This window comes from Stenotrophomonas nitritireducens (assembly GCF_050984405.1).
Classification (GTDB): domain Bacteria; phylum Pseudomonadota; class Gammaproteobacteria; order Xanthomonadales; family Xanthomonadaceae; genus Stenotrophomonas; species Stenotrophomonas nitritireducens_B.
Map to the genome: position 1 here is coordinate 3209194 of NZ_CP158790.1, position 12635 is coordinate 3221828.

At 69.2% G+C, this 12635-nt stretch carries 13 protein-coding genes; 10 read left to right on the plus strand and 3 right to left on the minus strand.

Annotated features, from left to right (window positions below; genetic code table 11):
* Positions 1 to 115 precede the first annotated feature (115 nt).
* From ABTV91_RS14305 to ABTV91_RS14335, 7 genes are all read left to right on the plus strand, one after another.
* Positions 116 to 1918 (plus strand): DUF885 domain-containing protein, encoded by a 1803-nt coding sequence (locus ABTV91_RS14305; protein ID WP_433852020.1) that lies wholly within the window; start codon positions 116 to 118, stop codon positions 1916 to 1918.
* Between the two features lie 269 nt (positions 1919 to 2187).
* Entirely contained in the window at positions 2188 to 2673 is a 486-nt protein-coding gene (locus ABTV91_RS14310; RefSeq protein WP_433854191.1) for a LuxR family transcriptional regulator, read from the plus strand.
* A gap of 137 nt (positions 2674 to 2810) precedes the next feature.
* Positions 2811 to 3149, plus strand: a complete 339-nt coding sequence (locus tag ABTV91_RS14315) for a tRNA-binding protein (RefSeq protein ID WP_433852021.1) — start codon at positions 2811 to 2813, stop codon at positions 3147 to 3149.
* Between the two features lie 18 nt (positions 3150 to 3167).
* Positions 3168 to 3419 carry a DUF6868 family protein gene (locus ABTV91_RS14320; protein ID WP_433852022.1) on the plus strand — a complete coding sequence of 84 codons (252 nt, stop codon included), beginning with the start codon at positions 3168 to 3170 and terminating at the stop codon, positions 3417 to 3419.
* A gap of 39 nt (positions 3420 to 3458) precedes the next feature.
* Positions 3459 to 3950: an iron chaperone gene (locus ABTV91_RS14325; RefSeq protein WP_433852023.1), complete on the plus strand. Its 492-nt coding sequence runs from the start codon at positions 3459 to 3461 to the stop codon at positions 3948 to 3950.
* A gap of 72 nt (positions 3951 to 4022) precedes the next feature.
* Positions 4023 to 4595 (plus strand): TMEM175 family protein, encoded by a 573-nt coding sequence (locus ABTV91_RS14330; RefSeq protein ID WP_433852024.1) that lies wholly within the window; start codon positions 4023 to 4025, stop codon positions 4593 to 4595.
* A gap of 276 nt (positions 4596 to 4871) precedes the next feature.
* Positions 4872 to 5384: a DUF1993 domain-containing protein gene (locus tag ABTV91_RS14335; RefSeq protein ID WP_433852025.1), complete on the plus strand. Its 513-nt coding sequence runs from the start codon at positions 4872 to 4874 to the stop codon at positions 5382 to 5384.
* Positions 5385 to 5488: 104 nt separating this feature from the next.
* Here ABTV91_RS14335 and ABTV91_RS14340 read toward each other — a convergent pair whose 3' ends face one another.
* Both ABTV91_RS14340 and ABTV91_RS14345 read right to left on the minus strand, forming a co-directional pair.
* Entirely contained in the window at positions 5489 to 7321 is a 1833-nt protein-coding gene (locus tag ABTV91_RS14340; protein WP_433852026.1) for an ABC transporter ATP-binding protein, read from the minus strand.
* Positions 7322 to 7492: 171 nt separating this feature from the next.
* A complete protein-coding gene (locus tag ABTV91_RS14345; RefSeq protein ID WP_433854192.1) occupies positions 7493 to 9037 on the minus strand; it encodes a serine hydrolase in 1545 nt (514 codons plus the stop codon).
* 134 nt (positions 9038 to 9171) lie between these two features.
* Between ABTV91_RS14345 and ABTV91_RS14350 the strand changes: the two genes are divergently transcribed.
* The 3 genes from ABTV91_RS14350 (at position 9172) to ABTV91_RS14360 (ending at position 11505) form a co-directional block, all read left to right on the plus strand.
* The gene (locus ABTV91_RS14350; RefSeq protein WP_433852027.1) at positions 9172 to 9603 is read left to right on the plus strand and encodes a VOC family protein; all 432 of its coding nucleotides are present in this window, start codon (positions 9172 to 9174) and stop codon (positions 9601 to 9603) included.
* A 92-nt stretch (positions 9604 to 9695) separates the two neighbouring features.
* Positions 9696 to 10535, plus strand: coding sequence for a DUF72 domain-containing protein (locus ABTV91_RS14355; protein WP_433854193.1), 840 nt, complete (start codon positions 9696 to 9698; stop codon positions 10533 to 10535).
* A gap of 46 nt (positions 10536 to 10581) precedes the next feature.
* Positions 10582 to 11505 carry a DMT family transporter gene (locus ABTV91_RS14360; protein ID WP_433852028.1) on the plus strand — a complete coding sequence of 308 codons (924 nt, stop codon included), beginning with the start codon at positions 10582 to 10584 and terminating at the stop codon, positions 11503 to 11505.
* Positions 11506 to 11509: 4 nt separating this feature from the next.
* Here the strand turns inward: ABTV91_RS14360 and ABTV91_RS14365 are convergent, their stop codons facing one another.
* Positions 11510 to 12574: a GGDEF domain-containing protein gene (locus ABTV91_RS14365; RefSeq protein ID WP_433852029.1), complete on the minus strand. Its 1065-nt coding sequence runs from the start codon at positions 12572 to 12574 to the stop codon at positions 11510 to 11512.
* Positions 12575 to 12635: the final 61 nt, after the last annotated feature.

Here is a 12635-nt window from a genome sequence, read left to right on the forward strand (position 1 = left end):
CGCCGGCCGTCGCCAGGCCAGCGCATGGGCGCTGGACCGGCCCCAGCCAATGGCATGGGCGCGGCCGCGGCCGCTGCCCTATGCTTCGCGTTTCCCACAGCAATCAGGTATCTCCATGCGCAAGCACCTGCTCGCCGCCGCCCTGCTGGCCAGCCTGGCCGGCTGCCAGAACAGCGACGCCCCGACCGCCCCGACCGCCGCCGCCGAACAGGCCGGGCAGAGCCAGGCCGATGCGCAGTTCGCCGAACTGTCGAAGAAGGCGCTCGATACCTGGATGCAGCTGTCCCCGGTCAGCGCCACCCAGATCGGCGAGCACCGTTACGACGGCGAGTTGGACGACCTCAGCGCCGCCGGCCAGCAGAAGAGCCTGGAGGCCAGCAAGGCGCTGCTCGCCGAACTGGACAGGATCGATGCCAGCAAGCTCGGCCGCGAGAACCAGGTGGACGCGGCGATCCTGCGCAACCAGCTGCAGTCCGACATCTGGAACAACGAAACCCTGCAGTCCTGGCAGTGGGACCCGCAGGTGTACAACGGCCTGGCCGGCAGCGCCATCTACGGCCTGATGGCGCGCGAATTCGCGCCGCTGCCCGAACGACTGAAGTCGGCCACCGCGCGCATCGAGAAGATCCCGCAGATCTTCGCCGCCGCCCGCGCCAACCTGGATCCGGCGCGCGTGCCGAAGATCCACGCCGAGACCGTGGCCAAGCAGAACAAGGGCATTCTCAGCCTGGTCGAAACCTTCATCACGCCCAACATCGGCCAGTTGGAAGCGGCCGACCAGCAGCGGCTGAAGGCCGCCATCGAGGCGCTCAAGACCGCCGTCGCCGAGCAGCAGGAATGGCTGGACAAGACCCTGGTGCCGAACGCCAAGGGCGACTTCCGCATCGGCGCGGAGAAGTACGACCAGAAGCTGAAGTTCTCGCTCAACTCCTCGCTGTCGCGCGCCGAGATCGGCGAACGCGCCCGCGCCGAACTGGCGCGCGTGCGCAAGGACATGTACGGCATCGCCCAGGTGGTGCTGAAGGACAAGCCGGGCGCGCCGGAGATGCCGGCCGAGCCGAGCGACGAGCAGCAGCAGAAGGCCATCGAGGCCGCGCTGGAACTGGCCTACGCCGACAAGCCGGCGCGCGACAAGGTGGTGGAGGACGCCAAGGCCTCGCTGGCGCAGTCCACCGAATTCGTGCGCACGCACGACCTGATGACCCTGCCCGACGCGCCGGTGGACATCATCCTGATGCCGGAATTCCAGCGCGGCGTGGCCGTGGCCTACTGCGATTCGCCCGGCCCGCTGGACAAGAACCTGAAGACCTTCTACGCGGTGTCGCCGATTCCGGACGACTGGAACGACAAGCAGGTCGATTCGTTCCTGCGCGAATACAACAGCCGCATGATCCACCTGCTCTCCATCCACGAGGGCACGCCGGGCCACTACCTGGAAGGCTGGCACTCCGGCAAGTTCCCCTCCACCCTGCGCGCGGTGCTGCGTTCGGGCCTGTTCGCCGAAGGCTGGGCGGTCTATACCGAACGCATGATGCAGGAACAGGGCTACCTGGATAACGACCCGCTGTTCCACCTGGTGCAGCTGAAGTTCTACCTGCGCACCATCGCCAACGCCATCCTCGACCAGGGCGTGCACGTGGACAACTGGAGCCGCGAGCAGGCCATGCAGCTGATGACCCACGACGCCTTCCAGCAGGAGAGCGAAGCCGCAGGCAAGTGGGTGCGCGCGCAGCTCACCTCGGCGCAGCTGCCGACCTACTTCGTCGGCGCGCAGGAGCACTTCGATACCCGCAAGGCGGTGGAAGAGAAGCAGGGCGCCAACTTCAACCTGAAGGCCTACCACGACCAGATCCTGTCCTACGGCGCGCCGCCGGTACGCTTCGCCCGCCAGCTGATGCTGGACCAGCCGATCGAGTAAGCGCAGGCTCGATGCAACGTGCAAAGGCCCGGGATTCCCGGGCCTTTGCCGTTGTACCCAAGGGAACCGCAACCTGCCCGCCGCCGCTCCTGCCGCCGACCATTGCCTTCCAGTCCGCTTTTCGCCGGCGCCAGACATGGCGCCGTACCGGCCCTGGCTACCCCGTCGCCTTCATGCTCCCATGCAACCTGTGCCATCGTTCACGCGTGCCGGCCTGCGCCGGTGCATGATCCACCCCAGGCCCCGCCCCAGGAGATCGTATGAACGTGATGCCCGCCGTGCTGTTGTGCGCCGCCCTTGCCAACGCACCCGCGTTCGCCGCCCCTCCCGCTTCGCCAGCGACCTCGCCGCTGGTCGGCCAGTGGGCCCTGGACGTGGACAGCCTGCCGATGCCGCCGGAGGCGCGCCCGAAGCGCGTCAGCATTGCCTTCGCCGCGACACCCGATGGCCGCTGGAACGAACGCGTGGAGATCGTCGACCAGAACGACAAGACCCTGCACTCCGAATCCACCCTGTCGCTGGACGGCACGCCCGGCCGCGCCACCGGCACCTACTGGGTCGACGTGCTGGCCGCCAAGATGCCGGCGCCCAACGTCCTGGTCATGCAGTTCGTCTACGAAGGCATCCCGCGCTCCACGCGCGTCTATTCCGTCAGCGAGGACGGCAAGGTCCTGACCGAGACGGAGGCCTACTTCAAGGACGGCACGCCGGTGCTGCGGACGGCGCTGTTCAACCGCGCGGACGGCGGCCACTGACGGACGGACCGTTCATACTGGCGCGCGGTCCGGCTGCGCGTGGACCATGCGCCCCCTTGGCGTCGGCGACGAAAGCCATGTTGACGCCAGCATCCGCCGGCGCTATTGATCCGCACTCGTCATGCCGAGGACCACGCGTGGAAACGATCGACTGGAACGATTTCACCAAGGTGGAACTGCGCGTGGGCCGCGTGGTGGCCGCCGAGCCGTTCGCCAGGGCGCGCAGGCCGGCCTACATCCTCCAGGTCGACTTCGGCCCGGAGCTCGGCATGCGCAAGTCCAGCGCGCAGATCACCGACCTGTACGCGCCCGAGGCGCTGGTCGGCAAGCTGGTGGTGGCGGTGGTGAATTTCCCGCCGAAGCAGATCGGGCCGATCATGTCCGAATGCCTGGTTACCGGCTTCCACAATGCCGACGGACAGGTATCGCTGTGCGTGCCCGAACACGAGGTTCCCCTCGGTACCCGGCTGCTGTAGCGCCTTCCGGAGAGCCCCATGGACCGCGATGCCCTCTGCCGTTTCCTGCTGTGGTCGCTGGCCTTCAACTACGCCGTGCTGCTGGCCTGGTTCCTTGCCTTCGTTTCCGCACGCGGCGCGTTGCGGCGCCTGCACGGCCGCTGGTTCACGCTGACCGACGCGGCGTTCGACACGGTCCACTACGCCGGCATGGCCGCGTACAAGATCGGCATCCTGCTGTTCAATCTCGCGCCGCTGGCCGCGCTCTGGCTGGCGCGCGGCAGCGGTTGACCCCCTTCAACGGCACTGTCCCACCCGAAGAGGAATCCCATGACCCGCAGCACCGCTTCCAAGAGCAGCCCGCGCAAGAGCGCGGCAAAAAAGACCGCCGCCAAAAAGAGCGCGGCCACCTTCACCGCGGAGGAACAGGCCGCGATGAAGGCGCGGGCGCGCGAGCTGAAGGCCGAAGCCCGCGCCAACCGCAGCAGCGCCGAAGGCGAGGCCGACCTGCTGGCCCGCGTCGACGAAATGGCCGCGGCCGAGCGCGACGTGGCGCGCCGCATCCACGCGCTGGTGATGGCCACCGCGCCCGGCCTGCAGCCGCGCACCTGGTACGGCATGCCGGCCTGGGCGAAGGACGGCAAGGTGCTGTGCTTCTTCCAGAGCGCGGGCAAGTTCAAGACGCGCTACGCCACCTTCGGTTTCAGCGACCAGGCGGCGCTGGACGATGGCGGCCTGTGGCCTACCTCCTTCGCCATCCACCGCTTCGGCGACGCCGAGGCCGCGACGCTGGCGGCGCTGGTGCGCAGGGCGGTCGGCTGAGCCCTAATCGACTCTTCTCTCTCTCCCACCGCGGGAGAGCACCACGAACACAGCCACCGAAGGGGACATCAGATGGGCAAGGGGCGTCTTGAAGCATTCAGCGATGGCGTACTGGCGATCATCATCACCATCATGGTGCTGGAGATCAAAGCCCCGGAGGGCGCCACGCTGGTCGCGCTGAAACCACTGGTCCCCACGTTGTTGGCCTATGTGCTCAGCTTCATCTATGTGGGCATCTACTGGAACAATCACCATCACCTGCTACAGGCCTCCACCCGCGTTTCCGGCAGCGTGCTGTGGGCCAACCTGCATCTGCTGTTCTGGCTGTCGCTGCTGCCGTTCAGCACCCGCTGGATGGACGATTACCACAGCCAGGCACTGCCGAATGCGGCCTATGGCCTCGTGTTGCTGGCCGCCGCATTGGCGTACTGGTTGCTGCAACAGCGCATCATCGCCGCCGAAGGGGAGCAATCGGCGCTGAAGCAGATGCTGGCGCATGACTGGAAAGGCCGGCTGTCGCCGGTCCTGTACCTGGCGGGCATCGGCCTGAGCTTCGTGCAGGTGCATCTGGCGCAGGCGACCTATGCGCTGGTGGCGTTGATCTGGCTGATCCCGGACAGACGCATCGAACGTCGCATGGGCTGACTTCCCCGGCGCGGCAACGGGCCGCAACGGATGCATGAGGCGGCGGTGATGGCCCGCGCAACGGTACCCACCGCCACGCTGGCCCCGTATCGTAACGTTGCGCCGGCGCTGATGCGGATCAGCCTGCCAGCGTGGCCATCCGCGCCCCGGCGATGCCGTATCGCTGAACGTACTGTCACCCCGGGGCGCATCCCGGGCACGCACGGCCTATGCTGTCGGGGTTTCAGTACGCGCGTGGCCCCGCCACGCCGGTTTCCCCTTCCACGGAGTTCCACCATGTCCCTTTCGATGTACAGCGCTTCGGTTCCCGTCCTCAAGCAGATGCTCGGCGCCCTGTCCGATGTGCTGGCCAAGGCCGAGGCCCACGCCACCGAGAAGAAGATCGATCCGGCCGCGCTGCTGGGTGCGCGCCTGTTCCCTGACATGTTCCCGCTGGTGCGCCAGGTGCAGATCGCGGCCGATTTCGCCAAGGGCATCAGCTCGCGTCTTGGCAATACCGAGGTGCCGTCGTGGCCGGACAACCCCGAGGCCGGCTTCGCCGAGCTGCAGGAACTGATCGCCAGGACGCTGGCACATGTGGACAGCTTCAGCGCAGGGCAGTTTGAAGGCAGCGATTCGCGCGAGATCGTGCTGCGCGCCGGCACGCCGAAGGAGAAGAAGCTGCAGGGCGACGTGTACCTTCTGCAGTACGGCCTGCCGCAGTTCTTCTTCCATGTGACCACCAGCTACGCGATCCTGCGCCACAACGGCGTGGAGATCGGCAAGCGCGACTACATGGGCAACCCCTGAGTCCACCGCGCGGGTCGGCCGCTGCCTGAAGGCCTCCGCCGGCGCTGCTGGCGGAGGCCTTCTTCTTCCGGCGGTGGCGTGCACGGGCCGGTGGCAGCGCATGCTCAATCCCCGGCCGCGACGAAGCCGCCGGTCTGGCGCGCCCACAGCCGCGCGTACAGGCCGTTGGCGGCGATCAGCGCGGCATGGGTGCCGGTCTCGACGATGCGGCCCTGGTCCATCACCACCAGCCGGTCCATGCGCGCGATGGTGGACAGGCGATGGGCGATGGCGATCACCGTCTTGCCGCCCATCAGTTCGTCCAGGCTTTCCTGGATCGCCGCCTCCACCTCCGAGTCCAGCGCCGAGGTCGCCTCGTCCAGCACCAGGATCGGCGCGTCCTTGAGCAGCACGCGGGCGATGGCGATGCGCTGGCGCTGGCCGCCGGAGAGCTTCACGCCGCGCTCGCCGACATGCGCGTCGTAGCCGCTGCGGCCCGCGCTGTCGCGCAGTTCGGCGATGAAGTCGGCCGCGCGCGCCTTGGCGACGGCCGCGCGCAGCTGCTCCTCGCTGGCGTCGGGACGGCCGTAGAGCAGGTTGTCGCGGATCGAGCGGTGCAGCAGCGAGGTGTCCTGGGTGACCACGCCCACCTGCGCGCGCAGCGAGTCCTGCTGCACGGAAGCGATGTCGATGCCATCGACGAGGATGCGGCCGCGCTCCACGTCGTGGAAACGCAGCAGCAGGTTGACCAGGGTCGACTTGCCCGCGCCGGAACGCCCGACCACGCCGATCTTCTCGCCGGCGCGCACGTGCAGGTTCAGCCCTTCGATCACCCCGTGGTTCTTGCCGTAGTGGAAGGACACGTCCTCGAAGCGGATGTCGCCGGCCAGGCGGGCCAGTTCCGGCGCGCCGGGCGCGTCGTCCACCGTGGGCGGCAGCGAGATCGAGTTGATGCCGTCGTGCACGGTGCCGATGTTCTCGAACAGCGCCGACAGCTCCCACATGATCCACTGCGACATGCCCAGCATGCGCAGCACCAGCGCCACCGCCACGGCGACCGCGCCGGCGCTCACCGAACCGCCGTGCCACAGCCACAGGCCCAGCGCCACCGCCGAGAACAGCAGCAGCATGTTCAGCGCGTACAGCAGCGAGTAGATGCGCGTGGCCAGCCGCATCTGCGGGTGCACCTTGTCCAGGAAGCCGGCCATCGCCTCGCGCGCGTAGGCCTGCTCGCGACGCGAATGCGAAAACAGCTTGACCGTGGCGATGTTGGTGTAGCTGTCCACGATGCGCCCGGTCATCTCCGAGCGCGCGTCGGCCTGCTCGCGCGAAATGCGCTCCATGCGCGGCACGAAATGCCACATCAGCAGCGCGTAGCCGACCAGCCAGGCCACGAACGGCAGCATCATCCGCCAATCCGAAGCGCCGGCCACCGCCAGCGTGCCGATGAAGAACACCAGCACGTAGTTGCCGATGTCGAACAGCTTGACCACCGTCTCGCGCACCGCCAGCGAGGTCTGCATCAGCTTGGTGGCGATGCGCCCGGCGAATTCGTCCTGGAAGTAGCCCATCGACTGCCGCAGCAGGTAGCGGTGCACGCTCCAGCGGATCCGCATCGGGAAGTTGCCGAGCAGGGTCTGGTGCTGCACCAGCGAATTGGCGAGCACCAGCAGCGGCAGCGCCACCAGCACCAGCAGCCCCATCCACAGCAGGCGCGGGCCTTCGGCATCGAGGAAGGTGGCAGGCGTGCTGGCGCCGAGCCGGTCCACCAGCGAACCGACATAGGCATACAGCGCCAGTTCGGCCACGGCGATGCCGGCGGTGGTCAGCGCCATCAGCAGCAGCCATTTCTCCGCGCCGCGCGTGTAGTGGCGGCAGAAGGCATACAGGCCGCGCGGCGGCTGCGCGGGCGGGTCGGACGGAAACGGGTCGAGGCGGGATTCGAACCAACGGAACATGGACACGGACCAGCGGACGGACAATGCGGGCATTGTCGCGTATGTGCGCGTGGCGTGCCCAGGAGCGCACCTCTGTGCGCGACGGGGCTTTAACGGCACCGCCTCCCGTGCACGGATGTACGCGCCTGCGGGTACGCGGCGCCCGGTATCGGCCGGGCGCCGCGCAGGGCGTCATTCCTTCGCCGGCACCAGCAGCAGGTCCTGGAAGTCGAAGCTGAAATCGGTCAGCGAGGAAACCGCCTGCATGCGCACCTCGCGCACCTTGCCGTCGGGATCGAGGCTGAAGTTGACGAAGGCGTCGGCGTTGAGCGAGCGGTTGTCCCAGCGCACCAGGAAGGTGTCGTGCTGCCAGTGCTCCATCGTGCCCACCAGGTCGGCGGTGGCGCCGAAGCGCAGGCGCAGCCCGCCCGCCTTCTGCTCCACGTGCACGTCCCCGTACCACGCGTCGCGGTAGGTACCGGCATAGCCGGACAGCGGCAGCGACGGCCGGCTCTTCGCGTCGCGCGCGGCCACGTGCTTCTGCCAGCCTTCGTCGGCGTTGTCCTGCGCCTTGGCGACGCTGGCCGCGTAGGCGGCCACCCAGTCGTGCGCGGGCGCGCCGAGCATCGCGTCGAGCACGCTCAGGGTGATGGCGTTGAACGCCGCGCCCGATTCCTGGTTGGTCAGCACCACCACGCCCAGCTTCTGGTCGGGCACCAGGGTCAGCCGCGACACCTGCCCCGGCCAGCCGCCGGTGTGCCACACCAGCTTCTGCCCGCGGTAGTCGCTCAGGCTCCAGCCCTCGCCGTAACCGGCGAAATTGGGCCTGGCCGGCGCCAGCTCCGGCACCGAAGGCGCGGCCACCACCTGCGGGATCTGCATCTGCCACATCTGCTGCTGGGTCTTCTCCGAGAACAGCGGCGTGCCGTCGACGAGCCTGCCGCCGGCCAGCTGCACGTTCATCCACCGCGCCAGGTCGTGCACGCTGGAATAGATGCCGCCGGCGCCGGCGTTGTTGGACCAGGTCAGCGGCGCCACCGGGCGCAGGTCCTTGAAATCGAACTTGGCATGGCCGATGGCCGGCTTGTCGCCGGGCCGGAGATGATCGGCGTTGTAGCGGGTGCCGGCCATGCCGACCTTGTCGAAGATGCGCTGCTGCAGGAAATCGGCGTAGGACAGGCCGGACACCTTCTCGATCACCTGCTGCGCCACCGCGTAGAGGATGTTGTCGTAGGCGTAGCGGTCGCGGAAGCCGTTCTTCAGCGGCACGTGCGCCAGCCGCGCCACCACCTCGGCGTTGCTGTAGGTGGTGGTCGGCCAGAACAGCAGGTCGCCGGCGCCCAGGCTCAGGCCGCTGCGGTGCGAGAGCAGGTCGCGGATGCGCATCTCGCCGGTGACGTAGGGATCGGACATGCGGAAACCGGGCAGGTGGTCGATCACCCGGTCGCTCATCTTCAGCTTGCCTTCCTCGGCCAGCAGGTTCAGCGAGGTGGCGGTGAACGCCTTGGTGTTGGAGGCGATGGCGAACAGCGTATCGGCCTGCACCGGCTCGGGCCTGCCGATCTCGCGCAGGCCCCAGCCGCGCTCCAGCACCACCTTGCCGTCCTTGACCACCGCCACCGCCACGCCCGGCACGTCGAACTGCTGCCGCACCCGCTCCACCGTGGCATCGAGTTGCTGCAGTTCCACCGGCATCGCCGCCTCCTGTGCGTCCGCCACCTGCGCCGCCACGCCCATCGCGAGCACCAGCCCGCTCCCCAGCCACTTGTTCAATGCGTTCTCCCTGTCTGGATCGATGCCGGCACCCGGCCTTCTCGCGATGGTAACGTGGTCGCGGCCACCCTCGCCTTCCACGCCATCGGAACGCCGCCATGGACCTCGCCGCCCGCACCACCGCCACCATCATCCCGTGCCTGCGCTACCGCGACGCGCCGGCCGCCATCGACTGGCTGTGCCGCGCCTTCGGCTTCCAGCGCCACGCCGTCTACCAGGACGGCGACACCGTGCACCACGCGCAGCTGGCGTTCGGCAACGGCATGGTGATGCTGGGTTCGGTGCAGCCCAGCGCCTGGGGCAGCAACATCGTCCAGCCCGACGAGGTCGGCGGCATGGAGACGCAGAGCGCCTGCGTGATCGTGAGCGACGCCGACGCCCACTACGCGCGTGCCAAAGCGGCCGGTGCGGAGATCGTCATCGACATCGCCGACCAGGACTACGGCGGCCGCGGCTATGCCTGCCGCGATCCGGAAGGCCACCTGTGGTGGTTCGGCAGCTACGATCCGTGGGCCGCGCAAGCGCCGTAGGCGGACGATGACAGGGACATGCGCGACCGCGATGCGTCCGCGGAACGATCGATAGAATCGACGCGATGACGCCGCGCCCGACCCGCACGCCCATGGATGACCTGTTCGCTCCCGCCCCCGCCACTGCCGCCGCCACGCAGGGTGTGCACGTGGGCATCGGCGGCTGGACCTACGCGCCCTGGCGCGGCGGCATGTTCTACCCGACGGGACTGGTGCAGCGGCGCGAGCTGGAATACGCCAGCCGCCAGCTCACCGCCATCGAGATCAACAGCACCTACTACGGCACGCAGAAGCCGGCCATCTACGCCGGCTGGCGCGACGCCACGCCGGAAGGCTTCGTATTCTCGGCCAAGGCGCCCAAGCGCATCACCGGCGCGCGGCGGCTGGCCGGCACCGGCGCGCAGGTGGAGGATTTCATCGCCGGCATCGCCGCGCTGGGCGACCGGCTGGGGCCGCTGGTCTGGCAGTTCGAGGCCGGGCGCACGCTGGACCGCGACGACGTCGCGGCCTTCCTCGACCTGCTGCCGCCGCAGGTGGACGGCCGCGCGCAGCGGCACGCGCTGGAAATCCGCGATCCGGCCTTCCTCGATGCCGCGCTGGTGGCGCTGGCGCGGCGGCGCGGGATGGCGCTGGTCTTCACCGATTCGCCGGACCACCCCAACGCCGCCGACCTGTGCGCCGACTTCGTCTATGCGCGGCTGATGCGCAGCCGCGACGAATGCGCGACCGGCTATCCACCGCGGGAACTGGCCCGCTGGGCCGGACGCATCGGCCACTGGCGGCAGGGCGGCGATCCGCACGACCTGCCGCACGCCAGCGCGGTGGCGGCCACGCCGGCGCAGCGCGAGGTGTTCGTCTTCTTCATCAGCGCGGCCAAGCACCGCAACCCGGCGGCCGCGCGTGAACTGCTGCGCCTGCTCGGCGAAAACTGAAGCACGCAGGGCGGCGCGGGCCGCGCGCATCGGCGACAATCTGCCGATGTCCAGTCCCGATACCCGCAAGGCCCTGCTGCAGATCCATTTCTGCGTGCTGCTATGGGGCGTGACCGCCATCCTCGGCAAGCTCATCACCCTGCCCGCGCTGCCGCTGGTGTGGTGGCGCATGCTGCTGGTGGTGGCGATGCTGGCGCTGCTGCCGCGGGTCTGGCGCGGGCTGTCGGCGCTGACCCCGCGGCTGGCGCTGGGCTACTGCGGCATCGGCGCGCTGGTGGCGCTGCACTGGCTCACGTTCTACGGCGCGGTGAAGCTGGCCAACGCTTCGGTGGCGGCCACCTGCATCGCGCTGGCGCCGGTGTTCACCGCCATCGTCGAGCCGTGGATCGCCCGGCGGCCGTTCCAGCCGCGCGAACTGGCGTTCGGCCTGGCGGTGCTGCCGGGCGTGGCGCTGGTGGTCGGCGGCGTGCCTGACGGCATGCGCCTGGGCGTGGCGGTGGGCGCGCTGTCGGCGCTGCTGGTGGCCCTGTTCGGCTCGTTCAACAAGCGCCTGGTCAGCCATGCCGATCCGTTGACCGTCACCGCGCTGGAACTGGGCGCCGGCACCCTCACCCTGACCGTGCTGGCACCGGCCCTGCCGCTGCTGCTGCCGGCGCTGGCCAGCGACCTGTGGGTGATCCCCAACCTGCACGACGGCGTCCTGCTGCTGACGCTGTCGGGCCTGTGCACCCTGCTGCCGTTCGCCCTGGCGCTGGTGGCGCTGCGCCATCTCAGCGCCTACACCATGCAGCTGGTCACCAACCTGGAGCCGGTCTACGCCATCGTGCTGGCGATGCTGTTCCTGGGCGAACAGCGCGAGCTGACGCCGCTGTTCTACCTGGGCGTGGCGATCATCATCGGCGCGGTGTTCCTGCACCCGCTGCTCAACCGCACGCGGCCCGTACCCGCTGCCGGGGCCGGGCTGGAATAGGCGCTCAGCCGGCGACCACCACCCGGTCGCGGCCCTGCGCCTTGGCCTGGTAGAGCGCGGCATCGGCGCGGCGCAGGGTTTCCTGCGCCGATTCGCCGGGGCGGTGCGCCGCCAGCCCGACGCTGATCGTGACCGGCAGCCCCATCGGCAGGAGCGTGACCTCTTCGCGCAGGTACTGGCATTGCAGTTCGGCCTGCGCCAGCGGCGTGTCCGGCAGCAGGATCACGAACTCCTCGCCGCCGTAGCGCGCGGCCATGCCGCTCCCGGCGAACTGCGCGCGCAGCACGCCGGCCAGTTCGACCAGCACGCGGTCGCCCTCGGTGTGGCCGTGGATGTCGTTGACCTGCTTGAAGTGGTCGATGTCGACGATGGCCACCGCCGGCGGCGCGGCGGCACCGCGTCCGATCGCCCCGGCCAGCGCCACGGACAGCGCGCGCCGGTTCGGCAGCCCGGTCAGCGGATCGGTGCGGGTCTGTTCGGACAGCTCCAGGTTCTGCTGTTCCAGCTGCACGTAGTACTCGGCCAGGCGCGCCTCGTACCAGTCGTGCTCGTCCTGGTGGTGGTCGATCCGGCGGCGCAGGCCGCGCATCTCCAGCATCCGCCCCACCTGCCGCGACAGCGCCTGCAGCGCCTCGGCCTGGGTGACGGCGAGCTGGCCCGGGCGCGAATCGAACACGCACAGCGTGCCCAGCGCGTAGCCGTCGCTGCTCAGCAGCGGCGCGCCGGCGTAGAAGCGGATGAAGGGATCGGCGGTGACCGAGGGATTGCCGCGGAAACGCGCGTCCTGGCGCGCGTCCTCGACCACGGTCAGGCGCGTCGGCTGCAGGATGGCGTGCGCGCAGAACGCCTCGTCGCGCGGGGTCTGCTCGCCGTCCAGCCCCTGCAGCGACTTGAACCACTGCCGCTCGCTGTCGATCAGGGTGACCGCGCCCATCGGCGTGCCGCAGATGGCGCGGGCGATGGTGACCAGGTCGTCGAATTCGTCTTCGCGCGGGGTGTCGAGGATGCGGTAACGCTGCAACGCGGCCAGGCGCTCGGCCTCGTTGGCGGGAAGGTCGGGCTTGATCATCCGGGTCCGGGTCTGTGTCCCTGGGAGCGGCGGGAACAGGAGAAGTCTAGCCTCGGCGCGC